Origin of the sequence: Janthinobacterium sp. KBS0711 (assembly GCF_000988085.1) — a bacterium.
Classification (GTDB): Bacteria; Pseudomonadota; Gammaproteobacteria; order Burkholderiales; family Burkholderiaceae_D; genus Janthinobacterium; species Janthinobacterium lividum_E.
Window position 1 is genome coordinate 219,342 of sequence record NZ_LBCO01000024.1, and the last position, 24,738, is coordinate 244,079.

25 protein-coding genes and 1 pseudogene are annotated in these 24,738 nt (G+C 61.3%); 18 read left to right on the forward strand and 8 right to left on the reverse strand.

Going from position 1 to position 24,738, the window contains the following annotated elements:
- Nucleotides 1-71: 71 nt before the first annotated feature.
- The 4 genes and pseudogenes from VM94_RS13560 to VM94_RS13575 form a co-directional block, all read right to left on the reverse strand.
- On the reverse strand, nt 72-629 hold the full coding sequence (locus tag VM94_RS13560; protein WP_046683955.1) for a helix-turn-helix transcriptional regulator: 558 nt from the start codon (nt 627-629) through the stop codon (nt 72-74).
- A gap of 5 nt (nt 630-634) precedes the next feature.
- A pseudogene (locus VM94_RS13565) lies at nt 635-910 on the reverse strand (hypothetical protein).
- A gap of 72 nt (nt 911-982) precedes the next feature.
- A complete protein-coding gene (fabI, locus tag VM94_RS13570; RefSeq protein ID WP_046683956.1) occupies nt 983-1,771 on the reverse strand; it encodes an enoyl-ACP reductase FabI in 789 nt (262 codons plus the stop codon).
- A 103-nt stretch (nt 1,772-1,874) separates the two neighbouring features.
- Nucleotides 1,875-3,287, reverse strand: a complete 1,413-nt coding sequence (locus VM94_RS13575; RefSeq protein WP_046683957.1) for a transglycosylase SLT domain-containing protein — start codon at nt 3,285-3,287, stop codon at nt 1,875-1,877.
- A 327-nt stretch (nt 3,288-3,614) separates the two neighbouring features.
- On the opposite strand from VM94_RS13575, the gene VM94_RS13580 reads away from it, so the two are divergent.
- Nucleotides 3,615-4,187 (forward strand): DUF1415 domain-containing protein, encoded by a 573-nt coding sequence (locus tag VM94_RS13580; protein WP_046683958.1) that lies wholly within the window; start codon nt 3,615-3,617, stop codon nt 4,185-4,187.
- Nucleotides 4,187-4,381, forward strand: coding sequence for a DUF1289 domain-containing protein (locus tag VM94_RS13585; RefSeq protein ID WP_034749680.1), 195 nt, complete (start codon nt 4,187-4,189; stop codon nt 4,379-4,381). The genes VM94_RS13580 and VM94_RS13585 overlap by 1 nt, the downstream gene beginning before the upstream one ends.
- Nucleotides 4,382-4,485: 104 nt before the next feature.
- On the opposite strand, the gene VM94_RS13590 is transcribed toward VM94_RS13585, so the two are convergent.
- Entirely contained in the window at nt 4,486-4,992 is a 507-nt protein-coding gene (locus VM94_RS13590; protein ID WP_034749677.1) for a DUF1993 domain-containing protein, read from the reverse strand.
- A 261-nt stretch (nt 4,993-5,253) separates the two neighbouring features.
- Between VM94_RS13590 and VM94_RS13595 the strand changes: the two genes are divergently transcribed.
- Complete coding sequence (locus VM94_RS13595; RefSeq protein ID WP_046683959.1) at nt 5,254-8,370, forward strand: bifunctional diguanylate cyclase/phosphodiesterase; 3,117 nt, start codon at nt 5,254-5,256, stop codon at nt 8,368-8,370.
- Between the two features lie 17 nt (nt 8,371-8,387).
- Complete coding sequence (locus VM94_RS13600) at nt 8,388-10,661, forward strand: xanthine dehydrogenase family protein molybdopterin-binding subunit (RefSeq protein WP_046683960.1); 2,274 nt, start codon at nt 8,388-8,390, stop codon at nt 10,659-10,661.
- Between the two features lie 6 nt (nt 10,662-10,667).
- Here the strand turns inward: VM94_RS13600 and VM94_RS13605 are convergent, their stop codons facing one another.
- Nucleotides 10,668-11,096: a thioredoxin family protein gene (locus VM94_RS13605; protein WP_046683961.1), complete on the reverse strand. Its 429-nt coding sequence runs from the start codon at nt 11,094-11,096 to the stop codon at nt 10,668-10,670.
- A 275-nt stretch (nt 11,097-11,371) separates the two neighbouring features.
- Here VM94_RS13605 and VM94_RS13610 point away from each other — a divergent pair, with 275 nt between their 5' ends.
- The gene (locus tag VM94_RS13610) at nt 11,372-12,289 is read left to right on the forward strand and encodes a 23S rRNA (adenine(2030)-N(6))-methyltransferase RlmJ (RefSeq protein ID WP_034749665.1); all 918 of its coding nucleotides are present in this window, start codon (nt 11,372-11,374) and stop codon (nt 12,287-12,289) included.
- A 69-nt stretch (nt 12,290-12,358) separates the two neighbouring features.
- Here the strand turns inward: VM94_RS13610 and VM94_RS13615 are convergent, their stop codons facing one another.
- Nucleotides 12,359-13,108, reverse strand: a complete 750-nt coding sequence (locus tag VM94_RS13615) for an SAM-dependent methyltransferase (RefSeq protein WP_046683962.1) — start codon at nt 13,106-13,108, stop codon at nt 12,359-12,361.
- A 17-nt stretch (nt 13,109-13,125) separates the two neighbouring features.
- A complete protein-coding gene (locus tag VM94_RS13620; protein ID WP_046684587.1) occupies nt 13,126-13,734 on the reverse strand; it encodes a Maf-like protein in 609 nt (202 codons plus the stop codon).
- Nucleotides 13,735-13,957: 223 nt separating this feature from the next.
- Here VM94_RS13620 and VM94_RS13625 point away from each other — a divergent pair, with 223 nt between their 5' ends.
- The 13 genes from VM94_RS13625 (at nt 13,958) to VM94_RS13685 (ending at nt 24,507) form a co-directional block, all read left to right on the forward strand.
- On the forward strand, nt 13,958-14,455 hold the full coding sequence (locus VM94_RS13625; RefSeq protein WP_046683963.1) for a YceD family protein: 498 nt from the start codon (nt 13,958-13,960) through the stop codon (nt 14,453-14,455).
- A 202-nt stretch (nt 14,456-14,657) separates the two neighbouring features.
- A complete protein-coding gene (gene rpmF, locus VM94_RS13630) occupies nt 14,658-14,840 on the forward strand; it encodes a 50S ribosomal protein L32 (RefSeq protein WP_034749653.1) in 183 nt (60 codons plus the stop codon).
- A 210-nt stretch (nt 14,841-15,050) separates the two neighbouring features.
- The gene (gene plsX / locus VM94_RS13635) at nt 15,051-16,118 is read left to right on the forward strand and encodes a phosphate acyltransferase PlsX (protein ID WP_034749647.1); all 1,068 of its coding nucleotides are present in this window, start codon (nt 15,051-15,053) and stop codon (nt 16,116-16,118) included.
- 15 nt (nt 16,119-16,133) lie between these two features.
- A complete protein-coding gene (locus VM94_RS13640) occupies nt 16,134-17,132 on the forward strand; it encodes a beta-ketoacyl-ACP synthase III (RefSeq protein ID WP_046683964.1) in 999 nt (332 codons plus the stop codon).
- Between the two features lie 133 nt (nt 17,133-17,265).
- Nucleotides 17,266-18,207, forward strand: coding sequence for an ACP S-malonyltransferase (gene fabD, locus VM94_RS13645; protein WP_046683965.1), 942 nt, complete (start codon nt 17,266-17,268; stop codon nt 18,205-18,207).
- Between the two features lie 49 nt (nt 18,208-18,256).
- Nucleotides 18,257-19,000 carry a 3-oxoacyl-ACP reductase FabG gene (fabG, locus tag VM94_RS13650; protein ID WP_046683966.1) on the forward strand — a complete coding sequence of 248 codons (744 nt, stop codon included), beginning with the start codon at nt 18,257-18,259 and terminating at the stop codon, nt 18,998-19,000.
- A gap of 178 nt (nt 19,001-19,178) precedes the next feature.
- Entirely contained in the window at nt 19,179-19,418 is a 240-nt protein-coding gene (gene acpP / locus VM94_RS13655; protein WP_008449912.1) for an acyl carrier protein, read from the forward strand.
- Nucleotides 19,419-19,447: 29 nt separating this feature from the next.
- Complete coding sequence (gene fabF, locus VM94_RS13660; RefSeq protein WP_034749634.1) at nt 19,448-20,698, forward strand: beta-ketoacyl-ACP synthase II; 1,251 nt, start codon at nt 19,448-19,450, stop codon at nt 20,696-20,698.
- Nucleotides 20,699-20,861: 163 nt separating this feature from the next.
- Nucleotides 20,862-21,368, forward strand: a complete 507-nt coding sequence (locus VM94_RS27285; protein WP_144417551.1) for a hypothetical protein — start codon at nt 20,862-20,864, stop codon at nt 21,366-21,368.
- Between the two features lie 66 nt (nt 21,369-21,434).
- Nucleotides 21,435-22,058 carry an RNA polymerase sigma factor RpoE gene (gene rpoE / locus VM94_RS13670; RefSeq protein ID WP_046683968.1) on the forward strand — a complete coding sequence of 208 codons (624 nt, stop codon included), beginning with the start codon at nt 21,435-21,437 and terminating at the stop codon, nt 22,056-22,058.
- A gap of 72 nt (nt 22,059-22,130) precedes the next feature.
- Complete coding sequence (locus tag VM94_RS13675; protein ID WP_046684588.1) at nt 22,131-22,466, forward strand: sigma-E factor negative regulatory protein; 336 nt, start codon at nt 22,131-22,133, stop codon at nt 22,464-22,466.
- A gap of 244 nt (nt 22,467-22,710) precedes the next feature.
- Nucleotides 22,711-24,207 (forward strand): DegQ family serine endoprotease, encoded by a 1,497-nt coding sequence (locus tag VM94_RS13680; RefSeq protein ID WP_046683969.1) that lies wholly within the window; start codon nt 22,711-22,713, stop codon nt 24,205-24,207.
- Nucleotides 24,208-24,261: 54 nt separating this feature from the next.
- A complete protein-coding gene (locus tag VM94_RS13685; RefSeq protein ID WP_046683970.1) occupies nt 24,262-24,507 on the forward strand; it encodes a glutaredoxin family protein in 246 nt (81 codons plus the stop codon).
- Nucleotides 24,508-24,738 lie beyond the last annotated feature (231 nt).

Genomic DNA, 24,738 nt, shown 5'->3' on the forward strand with positions numbered 1-24,738 from the left:
CGTATTTGACGCCGTTTTGCACGGGCTAAATGGGAAGAAACGAAAGTCCTACCACGTTTTGAACATGTTTCCTATGTGAAATCAGTAGGAGTACGTAGTTTTCTCTCGTTTGTGAGCATGGCCACGATGTCGGCGGGCAGCAGCGGCGCCTGTCGCGTTTCCCTGGCCAGATTGATTTGCCGGGTGACCTGCGCCAGTTCGACCAGGCTGTGCTCGAGCTGATACGTTCCCTTTGCGTGCAGCCACGCCAGTACGTCGGCCAGGTGCCAGATGGTGGCGCTGCCTTCATGCACGGGCAGGGGGAAGCTGTGGCGGTATTTGCTCATCAGCTTATGCAGGTTTTGCCGCGAGAGGCGCAACACCTGCGCCACATCGGTCAGGCCCACGAAGTCGGGCGAAGCCTCGACCAGCACGGCATCGGGCACGATGGCCTTGACGTCGGCCATGGCGCTGAGCAGCGCTGCGTTGGCATTGCTGGCCTCGCGCGTGAATTCCAGCGCCAGGCGTCCCGCTTGCCCGGTGCCGACCAGGGCGTCGTCGCAACCGCCGCCGCCCAGGCGCTCGGCCAGCGCGTCGAGGTCGTGTTCGTGGTCGGGCAGGCGGTACTTGAGAGTAAAGATGTAATCCATGATGGTTATTCCCTGGATTTGCGTCGCATGCAGTCGTGCAGCAGTTTATTGAAAGTGCAATTATCGACCACCCGGCGGATCGCCCGCGCGTGGTTGCCCGGGTTTTTCGGCGTGCTCCAGATGCAGGCGATGCAACCTCTCCACAGCGGCAGCCGTCATCATTGTAGGGGCGACATCTTGCCCCAGGCATGGCTGCCGCCCATTTCCACTCGCCAGCCCTGGCTTTCCGCATGGCGCAGCGCCGCTTCGATTTCTTTCTTGGGGTGTGAGGGGCGCGCCATGCGATACCTCCAATGCAGGTCGATATATTGTGGTTGTCAAGTGACAACCGAAATATATCGACCATCACCGCATCACTCTACTTCGGGATTGACGGCCATCACTTGCGAAAAGCCGCCATCGACATAGGTAATCTCGCCCGTGATGCCGGAGGCCAGGTCGGACAGCAGAAAGGCGGCCGTGTTGCCGACCTCTTCGATGGTGACATTGCGCCGCAGCGGGGCGTGCTCGGCCACAAAGCCCAGCAGTTTACTGAAATCCTTGATGCCGGAAGCGGCCAGGGTCTTGATGGGGCCGGCGGAAATGCCGTTGGCGCGGATGCCGCGCGGACCCAGCGATTCGGCCAGGTAGCGCACGGAGGCTTCCAGCGACGCCTTGGCCAGGCCCATGGTGTTGTAGTAGGGCACGGCACGCACGGCGCCCAGGTAGGTCAGGGTCAGGACTGACGCGCCCGGATGCAGCAGGGGCAGGGCGGCCTTGGCCATGGCGGGAAAACTGTAGGCGGAAATGTCGTGCGCGATGCGGAAACTGTCGCGCGACAGGCCATCGAGGAAATCGCCGGCGATCGCTTCGCGCGGCGCAAAGCCGATGGCGTGCACCAGGCCGTCCAATTGATCCCAGTGGCGCGCCAGGTCGCTGAAGACGGCGCTGATCTGTTCGTCGCTGGAAACGTCGCAGTCGAATACCAGTTCGCTGCCAAATTCCGCCGCAAACTCCGTGATGCGCTCCTTGAAGCGGTCACCCACATACGTGAAGGCGAGGGTGGCGCCCTCGCGGTGGCAAGCCTTGGCGATGCCATAGGCGATGGAGCGGTTCGACAGCAAGCCCGTGATGAGGATTTTTTTGCCTTGCAAGAAAGCCATGACGACTCCTGTCTGGGTAGGTGGGCGGGTAAGGCGGATGTGCAACCGGCCGCGACAGCAAAGCTGTGGCGGCCGGTGAGGTCACTCTATACAGATCAGGCGATCAGTGACGGGCCTTGGCTCGGCTGTTACCGCCGCCGCGCTGGATGCGTGGTTTCACCAGGGAAATTGGCGCGGCTTGCACCTTGCCGCCCTTGGTGACGCGGCGCACGGCCTTGGCGACCCGTTCAGGACGGTCCGCTTCCAGCAGCATGGTGGCGCTGTCGGCGATTTCCTGGGTGATGTCGTTGTTCATCGTGGCCGAGGTCTTCGGCACGAGGATGGTGGAGCCGGCGCGCAAACGCGTGCGCTGGGGAATGTTGTTGGCCTGGCGCAGCACGTCGGCCGTGGTGCCGAATTTCGACGCCAGCGTTTCGATGCGTTCGCGCGCATTGGTGATCTTGTGCGTGGTCCAGCTCGACAAGGCATGGCCCCATTGCGCCAGGTTGGTGGTGAACTTGGCAGCGTTTTCCTGCGGCAGCAGAATCTTGGTCTTTTCGCCGCCGATGATGACGGGGCGGTTAAATTGTGGATTCAAGGCCTTGAATTCATCCATCGACAGTTCGGCCAGCTGGGCGGCAACAGTGATGTCGATGTCGCTGGTCTTGTCGATGGCCGTGAAGTAGGGCTGGTTGTCGACCACGGGCAGGGTCAGGCCGAACTGGGCCGGATTGGCAATGATGTTTTTCACCGCTTGCAGTTTCGGCACGTAGTTGCGCGTTTCGGCCGGCATCAGGTCGGCCAGGCTTTCGAAGTCGGTGGGCTTGCCCAGCGCCTGGTTTTTCTTGATGGCGCGCTGCACCGAGCCTTCGCCCCAGTTGTAGGCGGCCAGGGCCAGTTGCCAATCGCCAAACATGTCATACAGGCGCTGCAGATACGTCAGGGCCGCATCGGTCGAGGCCAGCACGCCGCGGCGCTCGTCCTTGAACATGTTTTGCTTGAGGTTGAAATCGCGTCCCGTGGCGGGCACGAATTGCCACATGCCGGCCGCATTGGCGCTCGAGAACGCTTGCGGGTTGAAGGCGGACTCGATGAACGGCAGCAAGGCCAGTTCCGTCGGCATGCCGCGTTTTTCCAGTTCCTGCACCACGTGGAAGATGTAGCGCGAGGCGCGCGCCGTGGTGCGGGCGATGTAGTCGGGGCGGGTGGCGTACCAGTTGACGTGATTCGCTACCAGCTGGTTGTTGATGTCGGGAATCGCATAGCCGCTGCGGATGCGGCCCCAGACGTCGGCTTCGCGCAGCGGATCGGAATTGTCGCTGAGGTTTTTCAGCAGACGATCGGTCTTTTGCAGGCGGTTGTCGAGGGTGGGGAGTTTCGCCGTGACCTGGGCGGTCATCGGGATCAGGGCGGGCGTGGTGGCGGCGACTGGCGCGTTATCGCTCTCAACACCGGCTTCGTACGCCTGGCTGAGGGCGGGCGCAAGCGCCAGGGCCAACGCCGCCAGGACGGTAGATTTAAAGGAGTTTTCGTGCATAGTGTTCCATTGTTGTCGTCGGAGAAACATCGGACAGACCCATGATTAAGCTGCGAGTGTACGTATATCCACATGCCGGAGTCAAGAATTATGTCAGCATGATGACAGCACATAGGCGTCAATAGCGATGTTTCCAGTCACTAATAATGCAATTATGACAAATTTAATTTGCCAGATGTGCGATTCGGCCGCTGTTATAGCATACATGGGCAGGGGTATGGCGCAAGACTGGATGGGGCCCGTTATGAGGCTGCGCAAAAGTGCGTACAATTTGGCTTTGGCTGGCCATTCAGTCGCCGGTCGCTTTATTGATAGAGAGTCAAGTATATGAACACCCCGCCGTGCCACGACGACGACAACGCCGTCATCATCGCCAATACCGTTGCCTGGCTGGAAAAGGCCGTGATCGGCCTGAATCTGTGCCCGTTCGCCAAGGCCGTGCACGTCAAGAAGCAGATACGCTATGTGGTATGCGAATCGAGCAATCCCGAAGATTTGCTGGCGATGCTGATGGACGAGCTGCAAACCCTGGCCGACACGGATCCCGAGCAGATCGACACAACCTTGCTGATCCACCCGTACACCCTGAACGATTTCCTCGACTACAACGAGTTCCTCGATGTGGCCGACGCGGCAGTGGAAGACATGCACCTGGCCGGCGAACTGCAAGTGGCCAGTTTCCACCCGAACTACCAGTTTGCCGAGACGTTCGAGGACGACATCAGCAACTACACCAACCGCTCGCCGTACCCGACCCTGCACCTGCTGCGCGAAGACAGCATCGAGCGCGCCGTCGAGGCCTTCCCGGAAGCGTCGGAAATCTTCGACAAGAATATCGCCACCCTGGAAGCGCTGGGCGCCGAAGGCTGGGAAAAGCTTGGCTTGCCGAAAGTATCCTGATGGCTGACAAGGAATTGCCGCCGCGTCCCGATACGCCCTGCGTGGCCGTGTGCTCGACGACGTTCGATGAAATCTGCCGCGGCTGCGGCCGCACCGTGGTGGAAGTGGCCCACTGGGTGTCGATGACGGATGAAGAGAAGGAAGTGGTGTGGGTGAGGATACTGGCGCAAGGGTATCCGCGCAGGAATACCTGATTTAACCCAACTGCAACTGCTGGGGTCAGACCCCCTCACATGTCAGCGATGACTTTGTGGGAGCGGCATTGAGGGTCTGACCCCGGTACTGTTGACGCTAACGATCAATAGCTGCCGATGAAATCTTTCTTGCCGACTTCAATGCCGTTATGGCGCAGGATGTCGTACGCCGTCGTCGCGTGGAAGAAGAAGTGCGGCAGTGCGTAGTGGAACAGATAGGTCTGGCCCGTGAAGTGCTTGGTCTTTTCGCCGCTGCCGGTGGTGATGGCGCGCGTTTCGCTGCCGTCGATGTCCGCTTGCGGCAGGCTGTCCAGGAAAGCGATGGTTTTCACGATGCGCGCTTTCAGTTCAGCAAAGCTCTGTTCGCTGTCTTCGTACGGAGGCACGGCTACGCCGGCCAGGCGCGCGCCGCAGCCCTTGGCGAAGTCGGTGGCGATCTGGATCTGGCGCACAAACGGCAGCATGTCCGGGAACAAGCGGAATTGCAGCAGGGCGTTCGGGTCGATTTTCTTGTCTTGCGCGTGCGTTTCCGCCTTGTCCAGGATGGCGGCCAGGCTGCCCAGGATCTGTTTGAAGACGGGGATCGAAGCGGAGTAGATGGAGAAGGTCATGGTGGTTCCTCTAGGTAAAGTGGCGCGATGATAGCAAGCTGCGCGTTTTTCTGCTGGCGCCGGCCGGGCGCGCCGGCCAGCGTGTGGCTTTTCAACCCTGTTTATATGACATGAGGACACCGCTGGCGCGTGTTTATTGGTGACTTACCCCGCTTTTTCCATGCATAATTGCTCCTCATAAAGTTTCTTCCCGCCTGACCACCTGACTTCCCCTGTAGAGTTCAATGATCGCCCGCCTGATCCCTGTTGCCCTGTTGCCGCATGTTTAATTCACCTTACCAGCGCCTGCGCGCCAGCCTGCGCGTGCTGTATGGCTCATCGATCTATGGCGCCTTGCTGCTGGTGGTATTTGGCGGCCTCGTCGTTCCCGCCATCTTCGGCAGCTACGTGCTCGTCGGCGTGCATGAGCGCCAGTCGGCGCGCACCAGCCTGAACGAGGCCTTGCAGCGCAATGTCGACATCCTGGCGCTGGGCATGCAGGAGTCGCTGTGGAACATGAATGCGGAATCGGCCCATTCGCTGGTCGAGTCGGTGATGCGCGACCGTTCCGTGCTGCTGGTGAAAGTGCTGGGGCAGGGCGACACGGAATTCATCAGCCTGCAGGCGCCGCAGCGGCCCGTGGGCAATCTGTACCGCGCCGGGCGCGACATTCTCGTGCGCGGCGAACGCATCGGCCACGTCGTCGTCGAGATGGACGATGCGCGCAGCCAGCAGGAACTGCGCGAAAAGCAGATGTCGTATATTTTCGTGCTGGGCGCGCAGCTGGCCGTGTCGATGGCGCTGATCGTGCTGTTCCTGAACCGCCGCCTGCTCAAGCCCCTGCGCCGCCTGACGCGCTTTTCCGACCGTCTGTCGCACGGCGATTTCGACACGCCCCTGGCCTCGCACGGCAATGATGAACTGGGTCGCCTGACGGCCCAGCTCGAGCAAATGCGCGCCGCCATCGGCCAGCTGTTCGAGGATGTGGGCCAGCGCGAAGAGCGTTTCCGCACCATCGTCACGCAAGTGCCGGGCGCCGTCTTCCGCTACCGGCCCGACGGCCCCATCGATTTCGTCAGCGACGCCATCGAAGATATCTCCGGCTATTCGGCGCGCCAGTTCATGCGCGGCACCACGCATGCCTGGGCCGACCTGATTTGCCCGGAAGACCGCCGCGAGCATCGCCGCGCCGTCCGTCAGGCCGTGCATGACGGGCGGCCGTATGCGCTGGAATACCGCATCATCGACGCTTTCGGCATCGAGCGCTGGGTGGCCGAGAATGGCCAGCCGCAGGCGGGCGAGCAGGGCGTCATCTGGATCGACGGCATCATCGCCGACATCAGCCAGCGCAAGCACCACGAGATGCGCATCGAAGCGCTGCTGACGGAGCAGAGCGCGATCCTCGACAACGTGATGTTCGGCGTGATGTTCGTGCGCCACCGCCGCATCATTTCCGTCAACCGCCGCTGCGAGGAACTGTTTGGCTACGGCCATGCCGAGATGACGGGCAATTCCACCGCCATCGTGTTTACCAGTTCGTATGACTTCGAGGAGGCGGGCGAGCGCCAGTATCCGGCGCTGGCCGCGGGCGGCGATTTCAGCGAGGAGCGCCAGTACAAGCGCCGCGACGGCAGCCTGTTCTGGGCGCTGGTGAGCGGCTGCGCGCTCGATCCGCTGCGCCCCAACGAGGGCAGCATCTGGGTGTACGCCGATATCACGGCGCGCAAGGAAGCCGAAGAAAAACTGCGTTTGTCGGCCACGGTGCTCGAACACATCGCCGACGGCGTGATGGTGGTCGATGCGGATGGCATCATCGTCACCGTCAATCCCGCCTTCACGCAAATCACGGGCTACGCCGAAGCCGAAGCGGTCGGCCAGCACTCTTCTCTGACACGCTCGGCGCGCCACGATGCGGCGTTCTACCAGGCTATGTGGGACGAATTGAAGACCAGCGGTTTCTGGCGCGGCGAGATCTGGCACCAGCGCAAGAACGGCGAGCTGTATCTGGAGTGGCTGACCATCAGCGCCGTGCGCGACGCGCGCGCCGGCACCACGCATTACGTGGGCGTGTTCAGCGATATCACTCTGATCAAGGAGTCGCAGGAAAAGCTCGACCACATGGCCCACCACGACCCGTTGACGGCGCTGCCGAACCGGCTGCTGTTCCACGACCGTCTGCAGCACGCCTTGCTGCGCGCCGCGCGCGACCAGGAGCAGCTGGCCGTGCTGTTCATCGACCTGGACCGCTTCAAGAACGTCAACGACACCCTGGGCCACCATGTGGGCGACGAACTGCTGCAAAAGGTGGCCGGCCAGCTGGCGGCCCGCCTGCGCGAAGGCGATACCCTGGCGCGCCTGGGCGGCGACGAGTTCATCGTCCTGCTCGAACGCATCGACGGCGAATATGGCGCCACGCAGGTGGCGGAAAAGTTGATGACCATGTTCGACCAGCCGTTCACGGTGGCCGGCCACGAGCTGTTCGTCACCTGCAGCGTGGGTATCAGCCTGTATCCGGACGATGCGCTGGACTTGAACATGCTGATCCGCAATGCCGACGTGGCCATGTACCAGGCGAAGGCGCGCGGACGCAATGGCTACCGCTTCTATGCGCCGTCGATGACGGGCGAGGGCGTCGAGCGGCTGCGCCTGGAAACCTTTTTGCGCCGCTCGATCGAGAAGAACGAGATGTTCCTCAATTACCAGCCGCAGGTGGAAATCGACACGGGCCGCCTGGTCGGCGTCGAAGCCCTGGTGCGCTGGAACCACCCGGAACTGGGCCTGGTGCCGCCGGCCCGCTTCATCCCGCTGGCCGAGGACAGCGGTTTCATCAACCAGCTGGGCAAATGGGTGCTCGACGAAGCGTGCCGCCAGATGATGCGCTGGCAGGCGCAGGGCTTGCACGTGCCGAAGATGGCCGTGAATCTGTCGGTAAAACAGTTCGAGCGGGGCAGCATCGCCGGCATGGTGGCCGCCATATTGAAGGAAACGGGTCTGGAGCCGCAGCGCCTGCAACTGGAAGTGACGGAATCCGTCATCATGAACACGGGCGACGCCCTCGGTTTCATCAACGACTTGCACGCCATCGGCGTGGGCCTGGCCATCGACGATTTCGGCACCGGCTATTCCTCGCTCGCGTATCTGAAGCAGCTGCCCGTGCAGACCCTGAAGATCGACCGTTCCTTCATCAAGGATATCTCGACGGACGTCAACGACGAAGCCATTGCGATTGCCATCATCCAGTTGGGCAAGAGCATGCAATTATCGGTGATCGCCGAAGGCGTGGAGACGGAAGAGCAGGCCGCCTTCCTGCTGCGCCATGGCTGCAAGCTGGCGCAAGGTTATTTTTATAGCCGTCCGGTGCTGGCTCAGGATATGCTGGAGCGCTGGATCGATCATTAACTAATAAAGGGTATTCCATGGCCGCAGAAAAAAACACGTCGCGCCGCCGTTTCCTGCTCGGCGGCCTGGGTCTCGGCGTGGCCGGCGTGGGCGCCCTGGTGCTGGGCTGGGGCGTGCTGCCGCCGCGCCAGCGCCTGCATGGCAGCGCGCCGCTGCCTTTGGTCGACGGCGCCGTGGCCTTGAACGGCTGGCTGGCTATTCAAGCTGATGGCAGTGTCCTCCTGGCCATGCCGCGCAGCGAGATGGGGCAGGGCGTGCATACGGCCTTGCCGATGCTGGTGGCCGAGGAGCTCGACGTGTCGCTGGCCAGCGTCAAACTGATCCAGGCGCCGAACGATAAGATCTTCGGCAATGTCGCCATGCTCAAGGACAGCCTGCCTTTCCATCCGGACGACCAGGGACGCTTGAAGGCGCTGGCGCAGTGGACGGTCGCCAAGGCGGCGCGCGAACTGGGCGTGATCGTCACGGGCGGTTCGTCCAGCGTGAAGGATGGCTGGGGGCCCATGCGCGAGGCGGGCGCTTCCGCGCGCGCCATGCTGGTAGGCGCCGCCGCCGCGTTGTGGCAGGTGCCGGCCGCGCAGTGCCGCACGCAGGATGGCGCAGTGATCCACCCGGACGGCCGGCGCGCCAGCTACGCCAGCCTGGCGCAGCGCGCCGCCAGCATCGACCCCGGCACGCCCGTGCTGAAACTGCCCAAGGATTTCAAGCTGATCGGCCAGCCGGCGCCGCGCCGCGACACGCCGTCGAAAGTCAATGGCAGCGCGCGTTTCGGCATCGATGCGCGTCCGCCCGGCATGCTGTATGCAGCCCTGCATCTGCCGCCGCGCCTGGGCGATACCCTGTCCGCGTTCGACGCGGCGCCGATACTCGCCATGCCCGGCGTGAAAAAGGTGCTGGACCTGACGCCGCAACTGGCGCGGCGCAGCGTCTCGTGCGCCGCCGTGGTGGCCGACACCTGGTGGCGCGCCAAGCAGGCGGCGGCCGCCTTGCCGACGCAGTGGAAGGCTGGCCCGCAGGCGAACCTGTCCAGCGCCGCCGTCTACGCGGAGTTTGCCCGCCTGCTCGATAGTGAGGCAGGCTATGCGTATCACGCCAGCGGCGAGGTGGAAAACAAAGCCGTGCAGGGCATGCGACAGATCAGCGCCGAGTACCGCGCGCCGTTTCTCGCGCACGCCGCCATGGAACCCGTCAACTGTACCGCGCAGGTGAAAAATGGCAAGGTGATGCTGTGGGCCTCGACGCAGGCGCCCGGCATCGCCGTCGACGTGGCGGCGAAAGTGGCCGGCGTCGATGCGAAGGACGTCAGCATCGAAGTGCTGCTGCTCGGTGGCGGTTTCGGCCGCCGCCTGGAAGTGGACATGATCGCGCAAGCCGTGGCCATCGCGCTGCAGTGCGATGGCGCGCCCGTGCAGCTGGTGTGGACGCGCGAGCAGGACACCAAGCACGATATGTACCGTCCCGCCGCGCTGGCCCGCTTTGCGGCCCGCCTCGACGAACATGGCAGCATCGCATCCTGGGACAACAAATCCGTCAGCGGCTCCATCACGCACCAGTACCTGCAGCGCAATTTCGGCCTGCCCGGTGCGGGGCCGGACAAGACGACGGCCGAAGGCGAATTCGACATGCCGTATGAAATCGCCAATCAGCGCATCGCCCACGTGATCGCCGATAGCGCCGTTCCCATCGGCTACTGGCGCTCGGTCGGGCATTCGCACAACGCCTTTTTCAAGGAAAGCTTTATCGACGAACTGGCGCACGCGGCGGGGCAGGACGGCATCGCCTTCCGCCGCGCCATGCTGGTGCGGCATCCGCGCCACCTGGCCGTGCTCGATGCGGCAGTTGCCAAGGCAGGAACTCCTCCGCCCGGCCATGCGCATGGCGTGGCCTTGCATCAGTCGTTCGGCAGCATCGTCGCGCAAGTGGCGCAGGTGTCCGTGGAAAACGGCGAAATTCGCGTGCAGCGCGTCGTGTGCGCCATCGATTGCGGCATCGCCGTCAATCCGAACATCATCGCCCAGCAGATGGAGTCGGCCGTGCTGTTCGGACTGTCGGCGGCGCTGGGCGGCGAGATCACGTTCAAGGAGGGACAAGTCGAGCAGGGCAACTTCCACGACTATCCCGTGCTGCGCATGGGGCAAACGCCCGAGGTGGAAACCGTCATCATCGCCAGCGCCGAGCATCCGGAAGGCGTGGGCGAACCGGGCACGCCGCCGATTGCGCCGGCCGTGGCCAACGCCGTGTTCAGTCTGACGGGGAAAAGGCTGCGCAGCCTGCCGCTGCGCCTGGCTTGATGTGGATCAGGCCAGGGTGGCGGCCAGCATGTGACGCAGATTGCAGTCGCGCTGCCAGTCGCGCCGCTCCTGCGTGCTGCTGGCCAGCGTCGCCAGTTCCTCGGCGCTGAGCGCCTGCTGCGCCTGCACCATGCGGTGCGCCAGGCCGCCGTCCGGCAGCACGGTGCCGAAGAAGGCCACGTTGTCTTCGCGCTGTATCAGCAGGGTGGGGAAATTGTCGATGTCTAGGTCGCCCACCACATCGGCCTGGTCTTCGATGTCGATCCAGACGAAGACGGTGTCAGGGTGGCGCGCGGCCAGTTCCTCGAACGTGGCGCGGTAGCTGCCGCAAGTGCCGCACCACAGCGCACACAGGCAGGCCACCGTCCAGCGCGGGCCGGCCAGGGTTGCCGCGACGTCGGCGCGGTTATCGGTCGTGAGGGTCAGGCTGTGCATGGTCGTTTCTATTAGTAGGCGGATGGGCGCGGGCGCCCGATGCGCGTATTCTACCGCGCCCGGCGACGCCAGTCCCGGGAATGCATGGGCTTGTTTAGCCGTGTTTTTTGATGCAATCCACCTTTCTGGTGGATAATGCTGGTAATTGCGCGCTGATTACGCTGGTCCATGCTGTTTCCTGGCCCCGCAGCCTGACCCCTCCAGTCTGTTTTCATGCCCTGCCCGGTGTCAGCGCTCCCGCCTTTATTTATTTTTATTATGGAATTAGCCAGCTTATGTTGAGTTACCGCCACGCCTTTCACGCGGGTAATCACGCCGATGTGTTGAAGCATTATGTGCAGATTCAGTTGTTGCAATATCTGAATCAAAAAGATACCGCCTATAGTTATATCGATACCCATTCCGGCGCGGGCGTGTATGCGCTCGACGGCGGTTATGCCTCGAAAAATGCCGAGTACGAAACGGGCATCGCGCCCCTGTGGGACCGCACGGATCTGCCGGCCTCGCTGGCCGAGTACATGAAACTGATCAAGGAAATGAATCCGAGCGGCAAGATGCGCTACTACCCGGGTTCGCCGTACTGCGCCGACAAGGTCAGCCGTGAGCAAGACCGTCTGCGCCTGTTCGAGCTGCATCCTGCCGATGCCAAGATTCTGGCTGACAACTTCCGCAAGGTCGAGGCGCATGCGCTGGCCCAGGGCGAGCGTCCGACCGTGCGCGGCAAGCGCGTGCTCATCACCAAGGCTGACGGCTTCCAGAGCCTGAAAGCCTTGCTGCCGCCGCCATCGCGCCGCGCGCTGGTGCTGATCGACCCGCCGTATGAAGACAAGATGGACTACCGCAAGGTCAAGGACACCCTGGCCGACGCCCTCGTGCGTTTCCCGTCGGGCATGTATGCCGTCTGGTACCCGGTGCTGCAGCGCATGGAATCGCGCCAGTTCGCCGACAAGCTCAAGCAGCTGCCCAGCTCGGACTGGCTGCACGTGACCCTGACGGTCAACACCCCGTCGCCGGACGGCTTCGGCTTGCACAGCAGCGGCATGTTCATCTTAAACCCGCCGTACACCCTGGAGCCGATGTTGCGCGAAGTCATGCCCTACCTGGTGAAGGTACTGGGCCGCGACGATGGCGCGAAGTTCGTATTGGAAACGGGCAAGGGCGGACAGAAAAATACTGGTACCCGTCGCGTGTAATGATTGTCGTAGTGAAGTAATGCAAACGCCACGGTGCAGTCGACCGTGGCGTTTTTTATGGGAGAACGATTACTGTCCCAGCAACAGGAACACGGTCGGTTTCTTGTGGAAGTCGGGCGCCTTGCCGGCGGCCAATTGTTTCTTCCACTGTCCGCCATTCCACGTCTGCACGCTTTCCGTGTCCAGGCTCAGGTCGGTGGCGACGCAGATCAGCGTCGAAGGCGCGCATTGCGCCACGAGGGCTTCCAGCATGGCGGCGTTGCGGTACGGCGTTTCGATGAACAGCTGGGTCTGCTTTTCATTGCGCGAGCGGCTTTCCAGTTCCTTGATGCGCTTGGCGCGCAGGGCCGCGTCCGTAGGCAGGTAGCCGTTGAAGGCGAAGCTCTGGCCGTTCAAGCCGCTGGCCATCACGGCCAGCAGGATCGACGACGGGCCCACCAGCGGACGCACTTTGATGCCGTGCTGATGCGCCAGGCGCACGAGGTCGGCGCCCGGGTCGGCCACGGCGGGCACGCCCGCTTCCGACACGAGGCCCGCATCGCGTCCCGCCAGCAGCGGCGCCAGCAAGCCGGCCAGCGCTTGCGCCGGGGTATTCACGTTCAGTTCGGAAATCGTGATTTCCTGCAGCGGCTTGGCCAGCGGATGCTGGTTGCCGATCAATTTCAAAAAGGCGCGCGCCGTCTTGGCGTTTTCCGCGACGAAATAATCGAGCTGCGACGTGATCTGCCGTACTTGCTCTGGAATGATGTGGCTCAGCGGGTCGCTTGCGCCGTCGGACAGGCCAAGGTGGTTGGGAATCAGGTACAGGGTGCCGGTCATATTCTTCTTGTCGGTAATTAAATGGTGAAAAACGCCACGCCCGCCTTGCGCAGCATGCCGGTGAGGGCGATCAATGGCAGGCCGGTCAGGGCGGTCGGGTCGGTGGTGGCTATGCGTTCGAGCAGGGCGATGCCCAGGCCTTCGTTCTTGGCGCTGCCGGCGCAATCGTACGGTTGCTCGATGCGCAGGTAGGCGTCCAGTTCCGCGTCGGGCAGGTCGCGCACGGTGACGAGGGTTTGGATATCTTCCACTTGGGCTACGGCGGGCGACTGGCGACCATCGAGCAGGCACAGTGCCGTGTGGAACACGGTCTGGCGCCCGCGCATGGTTTGCAGTTGCAGCAAGGCATTGGCATGGTTGCCGGGCTTGCCGATCTGTGCGCCGTCGAGTGTGGCGACCTGGTCGGAACCAATGACGAGGCTGCCAGGATAGCGGTCGAGCACGGCCTGCGCCTTGGCCTGCGCCAGCCGCAGGGCCGTGGTGCTGGGGCTTTCGCCCGGCAGGGGGCTTTCGTCGAGATCGGGCACGGCCACCTCGAAAGGCAGACGCAGGCGTTCCAGCAATTCCTTGCGGTAGGTCGAACTCGATGCAAGAATCAAGCGCGATGGGGCGGAAGTTGGTATCATTCGGTAGTGGGTGGCGGCCGGCATGGCCGCGCTGGTCGATGTCAGTGGAATTTCACGCAAATTCCTGGGCGCAGAGCCCATAACTGAGGCTCTATGCGGCATGACGGTGTTGATGAAGTTGTCATGTTGATGGCAATGATTGCGTCAAAAAAGATGCTTAGCCTTTGACTCCGTGCTAAAAACCCTGTTATTATCGCAGGTTTTCCGGGGAAATTTTCTACCAATGAATGCTTTTGTGATCGACGCCTTTGATTTTTGTCGTATCAGCGGGAGCCGCGAGGGTGTAACTCCTGTCGCTGAAATGACCCGGTTGACCAAGGATTGTGCAGATAGTTCCGGCGAGATCGCCTGGAAGATCGTCGGCGGCACCAGCAAGCTGGGCTACCCACAACTGACCTTGTCGGTCAACGGCACCGTTCAGCTGGTTTGCCAGCGCTGCCTGACTCCGTATGCTTACGCAATAGATTCGACGACCACTCTGATGCTGGGCAAGGATGACGAGCACGCGGACGAGATCGAAGAAATCATCAACGATGAATCGATCGACGTGATCGTCGGCAGCCGCAACATGGATGCCGCGGCCCTGATCGAAGATGAAGCCTTGCTGGCCCTGCCGCAGGTACCCAAACACGACGTCTGCCCCGATACGGCGCAGCTCGATGCTCTCAAGACTGAAAAGAAGTCGCCGTTTGCGGCACTGAAAGACTTGAAGCCAGAATAAAGTAGTAAAGGGGTTTTCCCCATCAAAGAACGTGTCAAACGCGTGTTGTAATCGAGTATGGCAAGTGTAGTGAAATGTAATTGTAATAAACGATGTCGGTCCGGGCTATTTTCGGGTAGTCTTTGCCGCTGGGATACTCGATTCGCATGTATTTGCCAATCGATTGTGCTAAAATTTTAGAACTTATGTATTAGGAGTCATCATGGCAGTTCAACAGAACAAGAAAACCCCTTCCAAGCGCGGCATGCACCGTTCGCACGACTTCCTGGTCGCGCCGCAATTGAGTGTCGAGCCAGTTACCGGCGAAACACACATGCGTCACCATATCAGCCCTAACGGCTTCTATCGTGGCCGTAAAGTGTTGAAGACCAAAAACGACGAGTAATCGACGTTTTTGTTGGGTAAGATGAAAGCGGTGTTGCGTGGTTATTCGGCGTGGCGCCGCTTCTTCTTTTTTATCGGCTGCAATTCATCTTGCACACCCGTCATTTTGAATCACGCTGTCCAGGCCTGTGCATGACATGCTGCACCCTGCATATGCTCCAGTCCGATTCACATCTTGCCGCACGCCCGCAGCGGTATTGAATCAACACAAATGACAATCAAAATTTCTATCGACTGCATGGGCGGAGATCACGGTCCCTCAGTTACTATCCCCGCAGCAATTTCCTTCGTAAAACATGAGCCTGAAGCCGAACTGATCCTTGTTGGATTGGAAGACGTGATTCGTGCCGAACTGAAGAAACATAAAGCCGATACGCATCCGCGCCTGTCGGTATTGCATGCCTCCGAACAAGTTACCATGGACGACCCTCTGGAAGTGGCCCTGCGCCGCAAGAAGGATTCCTCCATGCGCGTGGCCATCGAACAGGTCAAGAACGGCGTGGCGCAAGCCTCCGTTTCCGCCGGTAATACGGCAGCCCTGATGGCCGTGTCGCGCTATGTATTGAAAACCATGTCCGGCGTCGATCGCCCTGCCATCTGCAGCATCTTGCCGAATCAAAAGAACGGCCCCACTTACATGCTGGACCTGGGCGCCAACGTCGATTGCGAACCGCATCACTTGCATCAGTTCGCCATCATGGGTTCCGTGCTCGTTTCCGCCATGGAAGGTATCGAGCGCCCGACGATCGGCTTGCTGAACGTGGGCACGGAAGATATCAAGGGCAATGAAGTGGTGAAACTCACCTCGAAGCTGCTGCAGGCCGACCACGAGCGTGGCGCGCTGAACTTCTACGGCAACGTGGAAGGCAACGATATCTTCAAGGGCACGACCGACATCGTCGTCTGCGACGGTTTCGTCGGCAACGTCACCCTGAAAGCCATCGAAGGCCTGGCGCGCTTCATGAAAGACGTGCTCACTTCCGAATTCAAGCGCAATCCGATCACCATGCTGGGCGCGCTGATCGCCCGCGGGGCCCTGAAAGCCATCGGCAACCGCTTGAATCCTTCGCGTTACAACGGCGCCAGCCTGCTGGGCTTGCGTGGCCTCGTCTTCAAGAGCCATGGCAGCGCCGATGCCTATTCCTTCGAATGGGCCTTGCGCCGCGCTTTTGATGCGGCAAAAAATGACGTGCAAGCGCACTTGGCCAGCATGATCGCCGAGCTGATGCCGCGCACGCCAGTTCCGGATGAACCTACATCAACAAGCTCTACCATTTAGTGGACGGGTACTTGCATGACTGTTTTTAGCAAAACTTACAGCAAAATTATCGGTACCGGCAGCTACCTGCCGGAGAAGCGCGTCACCAACCAGGACTTGACCGAACAGCTCGCCGCCAAGGGCATCGAGACGTCGGATGAATGGATCGTCTCGCGCAGCGGCATTTCGGCGCGCCATTACGCGGCGCCAATGCAAAATTCCTCGGACCTGGGCGTGGAGGCGGCCAAGAAGGCCCTGGAAATGGCTGGCCTGAACGGCAACGACCTCGATCTGATCATCGTCGCCAGCTCGACTCCCGATTTCTTCGGCAGCTTCCCCAGCACGGCCTGCATCGTGCAAAACAAGCTCGGCATCACGAACAACTGCGCCGCCGTCGACGTGCAAGCCGTCTGCAGCGGTTTCGTGTATGCGGTGGCCACGGCCGACAGCTTCATCCAGTCGGGCATGCACAAGAACGTGCTGGTGATCGGCGCCGAAGTGTTTTCGCGCATCCTCAATTTCGACGACCGCGGCACTTGCGTGCTGTTCGGCGACGGCGCCGGCGCCATCGTCATGACGGCGTCAAAAGAGCCGGGCATCCTGGCCACCAAGCTGCACGCGGACGGCCGCCACTCGAACATCCTCAGCGTGCCGGGCAGCCTGGCTGGCGGCGCGCTGGACGGTAGCGCCTTCCTGTACATGGATGGCCCGGCCGTCTTCAAGCTGGCCGTGTCCGTGCTGGAAAAAGTCGCGCACGAAGCCTTGGAACACGCCAACATGACATCGGACCAGATCGACTGGCTGATCCCGCACCAGGCGAACATCCGCATCATGAACAGCACGGCCAAGAAACTCGGCTTGCCTTTGGAAAAGATGGTGGTCACCGTCGACCAGCATGGCAATACCTCGGCCGCCTCGATCCCGCTGGCGCTCGACATCGCCGTGCGCGATGGCCGTGTCAAGAAGGGCGACAACGTCATGATGGAAGGCGTGGGCGGCGGCTTTACATGGGGCGCCGTGCTGGCAAAGATGTGATGGCCGAAGGCTGATTTCGGGGTCCGACCCGTCGGGGGAATGCATTCCAATGGAGTGAATTCCGATCCCGCAAGGACGTACCCCAGCAGTTGCATTTGGTTCTCTGAATAAATAGTAAAAAAACGGAGTCGACATGACACAATTTGCATTTGTTTTCCCAGGCCAAGGCTCGCAAGCGATTGCGATGCTCGACGGTTTCGCCGGCAACCCCGTGGTTGCGCAGACCGTGGCCGAAGCGTCGGATGCCCTGCAATTCGACCTGGGCAAGCTGATCGCCGAAGGTCCTAAGGAAGAACTGGATCTCACCACCAATACGCAACCGGTGATGCTGACGGCGGCCGTGGCCTTCTATCGCGCCTGGCTGGCGGCCGGCGGTCCGGTGCCGACGGTCGTGGCCGGTCACAGCCTCGGTGAATACTCGGCGCTGGTCGCCGCCGGCGTCATCTCGTTCAAGGATGCCGTGCCGCTCGTGCGTTTCCGCGCGCAAGCCATGCAGGAAGCCGTGCCCGTGGGGCAGGGCACGATGGCTGTCGTGCTGGGCCTGTCGGATGATGACGTGCGCGCCGCCTGTGCGGAAGCGGCGGCGGAAAACCCGGCCCTGGTGGTCGAACCCGTCAATTTCAATGCGCCAGCGCAAGTGGTCATCGCCGGCCATACGGCTGCCGTCGAGCGCGCCTGCGAACTGGCCAAGGCCAAGGGCGCCAAGCGCGCCATGAAGCTGCCCGTTTCCGCGCCATTCCACTCGTCGCTGCTGAAACCGGCCTCGGACCGTTTGCGCGAATACATGGCCGGCTTGACGTTCTCGGCGCCGCAAATCGCCCTGATCAACAACGTCGACGTGGCCATCGTCAACGACGTTGCCGGCATCAAGGATGCGCTCGTGCGCCAGGCAGCGAGCCCCGTGCGCTGGGTGGAAACCATGCAAAAAGTGGCGGCCGACGGCATCACGCAAGTGATCGAATGCGGTCCGGGCAAGGTCCTGATGGGCCTGGCCAAGCGCATCGATCCCGTGCTGGTGGGCGACGCCATCGTCGACCAGACATCGCTGGAACGCATTTTGACGCAGCTCAAATAAACATCAGATTGCGGCAGCTTGCCTGCCGCGCTTGCTCTTAAGGATACTCATGAATTTAGCAAATCAAGTCGTGCTGGTCACGGGCGCCTCGCGCGGCATCGGCCGCGCCATCGCCACCGAACTGGGCAAACAGGGCGCTACCGTCGTTGGCACCGCCACCTCGGAAAGCGGCGCGCAAGCGATCACCGATTACCTGGCCGCCGAAGGCGTGACGGGCAAGGGCCTGGTCCTGAACGTCACCGATGCGGCGCGCTGCGCGTCCGTCGTCGACGAAGTGCAGAAAACCTACGGCAGCCTGTCGATCCTGGTCAACAATGCGGGCATCACGCAAGACCAGCTGGCCATGCGCATGAAGGATGAAGAGTGGGACAGCGTCATTTCCACCAACCTGTCGGCTGTCGGCCGCTTGTCGCGCGCCGTGTTGCGCGGCATGATGAAAGCCAAAACTGGGCGTATCATTAATATCACGTCGGTGGTGGCGTCGTCGGGCAATCCGGGGCAAATGAATTACGCGGCGGCCAAGGCCGGCGTGGAAGGCATGAGCCGCGCCCTGGCGCGCGAAATCGGCAGCCGCAACATTACTGTGAATTGCATCGCGCCGGGCTTCATCGATACCGACATGACCAAGGCGCTGAGCGAAGAGCAGCACGCGGCCCTGTTGACGCAAATTCCCCTGTCCCGTCTGGGCAAGCCGGAAGACGTGGCAGCGGCCGTGGCCTTTTTGGCCTCGCCGCAAGCGGCCTATATCACGGGCACGACCCTGCACGTGAACGGTGGGATGTACATGAATTGATGTGAAAGCTAGACGGGGCGGGCGTTTGTGGCATGATTCAACGGCCGTTTTTGTCTATAATCGCATCTTTTAGCAGCAGCTTCGGTCGAATTAGCAGCAGACACCGAAATTAGTATTCGGACGCGCAAACCTGATAAAATGCGCGCACTTTCCGTAACACACACTTTGGAGCCATAACATGTCGGATATCGAACAACGCGTTAAGAAAATCGTCGCTGAGCAACTGGGCGTTGCAGAAGCAGACATCAAAATCGAATCCTCCTTCGTCGACGATCTCGGCGCCGATTCCCTGGACACCGTGGAACTGGTCATGGCCCTGGAAGACGAATTCGAAATGGAAATCCCTGACGAACAAGCTGAAAAAATCACCACCGTGCAACAGGCGATCGACTACGCCACTGCACACGTCAAGGCCTAAGCCTGTCTGACCGACTTCAGGAGAATCGCTTGAGCCGTTCTAAAAACCGTCGTGTTGTTGTCACCGGCCTGGGCTGCGTTTCACCTGTCGGCAATACTATTGCCGAGGCGTGGGGCGCAATCATTGAAGGTAAATCCGGCATTGCCACGATTACCAAGTTTGATGCACAGCCATTCACCACGCATTTCGCTGGTGAAGTCAAAGGCTTCAATATCGAAGAGTACATCTCCGGTAAGGAAGCCCGCCACATGGATACCTTTATCCATTACGGCATGGCTGCGGGCATCCAGGCGATGCAGGACTCCGGCCTGGAAGTGACCGAAGAAAACGCCGAGCGTATCGGCGTGATCATCGGTTCCGGTATCGGCGGCTTGCCGCTGATCGAGGAAACCAAGTCCGAGTACGAAAAGCGCGGTCCGCGCCGTATCTCGCCATTTTTCGTGCCTGCCTCGATCATTAACATGATTTCTGGCAACCTTTCGATCAAATATGGTCTGAAGGGCCCGAACCTGGCGATCGTTACTGCGTGTACCACCGGTTTGCACAGCATCGGTGCCGCAGCGCGCATGATCGAGTACGGCGATGCCGACGTCATGATCGCCGGCGGTGCTGAATCGACCGTGTCGCCACTGGGCCTGGGCGGTTTCGCTTCGGCACGTGCCTTGTCGACCCGCAACGACGATCCGGCAACGGCATCGCGTCCGTGGGATACCGACCGCGACGGCTTCGTGCTGGGCGAGGGCGCTGGCGTCATGGTGCTGGAAGAGTACGAGCACGCGGTGGCCCGTGGTGCCAAGATCTATGCCGAAGTGCATGGTTTCGGGATGAGCGCAGATGCTTATCACATGACCTCGCCGCTGGAAGATGGTAGCGGCGGCAGCAAATCGGTGATCGCGGCCCTCAACAACGCTGGCTTGAACGCGGATCAGATTCAGTACCTGAACGCGCACGGCACGTCGACCCCGCAAGGCGACGTGGCGGAAGTGATGGGCATCAAACGCACCTTCGGCGAGCACGCCAAGAATCTGGTTGTCAACTCGACCAAGTCGATGACGGGCCATTTGCTGGGCGGCGCGGGCGGTCTGGAAGCGGTGTTTACGGTACTGGCATTGCACCATCAGGTGTCGCCACCGACCATCAACATCTTCAACCAGGATCCGGCTTGCGATCTCGATTTCTGTGCCAACACGGCGCGGGATATGAAGATCGATTATGCAGTGAAGAATTCGTTCGGCTTCGGCGGAACGAATGGCACGCTGATTTTCGGTAAAGCGAAATAAGCAGGAACTTTCAAGCGCTCGCTACGGTCAAACTGTAGTGAGCGCTGATTCGGCGCCAACGTTCGTTGGCGCCTGAATTTGCCCGGCATGTTGCCGGCGCGCCTTTTTTCTCCCATGAAGTATGTCAATTGCAGTAGCGGCTGTCATCCGCATGCCTGTCTGTTTGCGCCTGTTGCAAGCGGTGCTGGGACTGTGCGCCTTGCTGGCCGCCTGGCCCTTGAGCGGCGCGTGGCGCGTTGCGGCCCTGTCCGGCCCCGGCCTTGGCCACAGCCAGATGGTGGGCGGGTATGCGCTGGGCTCGAGCGGTGCGCTGTTGAGTGCGGTTGGCGGCATGTTTTTGCTTGCTTTGCTGCGCAAGCGCAGAAAGCCGCAGACGCTTGATATTTCGCCGGTTGGCCAGTTGCGGCTGGCGGTATATCTGGAGCGTGGCGGGGCGTCGGGGATAGATGCCAGCGCGGTGGCGGAGCCGGCTGGGCCGGCGCCGTTGGTGCCCCCGGGGCTGCGCCTGTTGCCGGGCTCGACGTTGTGGCCGGCGCTGCTGGTGCTGTGCCTGGCAGATGCCGCAGGGCGGCGCGCGGATGTGCTGGTGCAGCGCGGCAGCAGCTGCGCCGCCTTCCGCCCGTTGGCCGTGGCGTGCCGGGCCATCGCGGCGCGGAATGGGGAAGAATAAATGTGGGGCGAACACTGAACTTCTTGCAGCGGGCCAACTCTATATCCATACAGGCGCCCACGCTGCATGACTACAGGGGCATTGGGCGTGAGGACAGAGCGCGAGTATGATCAGTTACTGGTCGAGCGGGTGCAGGCTGGCGACAAACGGGCATTCGATGTGCTGGTATCGAAATACCAGCGCCGCTTGATGCGCCTCGTGTCGCGCCTTGTGCATGACCCGGCGGAGGCCGAAGATGTGGTGCAGGAAACCTTTATCAAGGCATACCGGGCGCTGCGCCATTTTCGCGGCGATGCCGCCTTTTATACCTGGCTGTACCGCATCGGCATCAATACGGCCAAGAATTATCTTGTCACGCAGGGGCGCCGCGCCTCTACGTCCAGCGATACCGACGCCGAGCAGGCGGAGTCCTTCGATGATGGCAATAAATTGCGCGACAACAATACGCCGGAATCGGTGCTGGCCAGCAAGCAGATTGCGGCCACCGTCAATGCGGCCATGGATGTGCTGCCCATCGAATTGCGTACGGCCATCGTGCTGCGCGAGATCGAGGGCCTGAGCTATGAAGAAATATCGGAAATCATGGCGTGCCCCATCGGCACCGTGCGCAGCCGGATTTTTCGCGCGCGCGAAGTGATTGCGGAGAAATTGAAACCGTTGCTGGACATGCCGATTGACAAGCGCTGGTAATCTGGGGAGTATGAGGCTGGCATGGCTGCGTCCGGTTTCCGCACCGATCCTTTTGAAATGGCAGGACCCATCATGGATACGCACACACGATTGCACGAGACTATTTCCGCCCTGGCCGATGGCGAGCTGGCGGCGAGCGAACTCGAACTGGCTTTTGCCGCCCTCGATACGGATGAGGGACGGCAAGCCTGGGATGCCTATCGCCATATCGGTGACGTGCTGCGCTCGGAGCAGTACGGCCATGCATTGAGCGCCCAGTTCGATACCCGCCTGGCCAGTTGCCTGGCCGCCGAGGCGGCGCCCGAGGGGGCGGCTGCCGCTGCGGAGCCGTTGCTGCCCTTGTCCGCCGCCATCGTGCCGCCGAGCACAGCCGAGCCGCTGGAGGCGGGACCGCTGGCGCAGCGTTAGCATTGCCGCTGCGCCATCTTATACCAGGCTTAACGTCCCCGTCGCCCCCTTGACACTGGCCTTCGGTACGATTGACACTGTGCGCAGGCAATATCTTGCTTTTGCGATATATTGTTGCATTGTTTGCCATGCACGCTGCCAGGTGAGTTTGCCCCTGGGATGTCGTCGTGACGGCCAAGCATGCAGCAAGGAAATCGCCTGATCCCCGTTTTGATCCGTTTATATATTCGAGAAGATCCATTCCATGAAAAAAAACATGTGTGCTGCCAGCAAGTCGTTTTCAGTGAAGACACTTTCCGCCTTATTGTTCGGTACGGCTGGCGTCTTTTTTGCTCCCACCATGCTGGGCCTGGCGCCACAGGCGCAGGCCGCCGTGCCGGCCGTGAAACTGCCTGATTTTTCTGACCTGGTCGACGCCGTCGGCCCGGCCGTCGTGAATATCCGTACCACCGAGCGCCTGAAGATGAGCGGCCCCGGTGCCGGCAGCCAGGATGAGCAGGAAATGCAGGAGTTCCTGCGCCGCTTCTTTGGCGGCGCCATGCCGACACCGCGCCAGCAGGCGCCACGCGGCGGCCGCCGCGCCGTGCCGCAGGAACAGGAAGTGCAGCGCGGTGTCGGTTCCGGCTTCATCATTTCGGCCGATGGCTATGTGTTGAGCAATGCCCACGTGGTCGATGGCGCCGATGAAGTCTACGTGACCCTGACGGACAAGCGCGAATTCAAGGCCAAGGTAATCGGCGCCGATGGCAGCACCGACGTGGCCCTGCTGAAAATCGAAGGCAGTAATCTGCCGCGCCTGACCATCGGCGACTCCAACAAGATACGCGTGGGCGAGTGGGTCATCGCCATCGGCTCGCCGTTCAACCTGGATAACACGGTGACGGCTGGCATTATTTCCGCCAAGTCGCGCGACACGGGCGACTATTTGCCCCTGATCCAGAGCGACGTGGCCGTCAATCCCGGCAACTCGGGCGGTCCGCTGATCAATATGCGCGGCGAAGTGATCGGCATCAATTCGCAGATCGCCACCCTGTCCGGCGCGTACAACGGCATTTCGTTTGCCGTGCCCATCGATGAAGCCATGCGCGTGGGCGAGCAGCTGAAAAAGACGGGCAAGGTGGCGCGTGGCCGCATCGGTGTGCAGATCGGCGCACTCAGCAAGGACGTGGCGGAATCGCTGGGCTTGCCGAATGCGAATGGCGCGCAAGTGTCGATGGTGGAGCCGGGCGGTCCGGCCGACAAGGCGGGCATCAAGCCGGGCGACATCATCCTGAAATTCAATGGCACGACCGTCGATCGTGCTTCCGACCTGTCGCGTCTGGTCGGTGGTTCCGCCGTCAATGGTAAGGCCAACATCACCATCTGGCGCAATGGTGCGCAGCAGGCCCTGCCCATCACGGTGATTGAGCTGGAGAACGGCAAGATGGCAAAGAAGGGCACCAAGGAGCCGGAAGTGCAAACCGCCAACGCGCTGGGCTTGAAAGTCAGCGACGTGCCGGCCGCGAAGAAACAGGAGCTGAAGATCGACGCGGGCGTGCTGGTCGACGAGGCCGATGGGGTGGCGGCCCTAGCCGGCCTGCAGCCTGGCGATGTGATCTTGCAACTGAATAACGTTGCCGTGAAAGATGTCAAACAGTTCAATGCCCTGGTCGCCAAGCTCGATCCGAAGAAGACGTCGGCCGTGCTGGTGCGCCGTGGCGATACGGCGCAATTCGTTTCGCTGCGCCCGTCGGCGAAGTAACCATGTGATCATCCCGCATTCCGGCCGCGGCCGGGATGCGGTATCCTGCCCGCCATGCACTTCACCCTCTATTCCCGCAGTTATTGCCACCTTTGCCAGGACATGCTGGACGCCTTGCTCTTGCTGCAGCCGCCCGGAAAACCGTTCACGGTGGACGTGATCGATATCGATGCCTCGCCCGACGCCTCGCTGCTGGCGCGTTTCGACGAGCTGGTGCCGGTGCTGTTTGGCGACCTGGCGCAGCCTGAGCTCTGCCATTATTTCCTTGACGAGGCGGCCGTGCGGCGCTGCCTGGTGTAGCTTGATTGTCAATATTGACACTGCATTGCACCATTCTGGTGCTGAAAACAGCTGAAAATGTCGGCTTGCCCCTGTACCGGCCTCATAAGACGGGCTTTCTACTCTGAAATCCGGTAAAATGGGGAGGTCGAAAAAGCTACTGTCCGAGGCAGCAGCTTCTGTCGCTTCAAAAGCGCTCGCCTGGGCATGCAGATGTCCTGCTCGGAGCGCTTTTTTCATCATGAGCGGGGT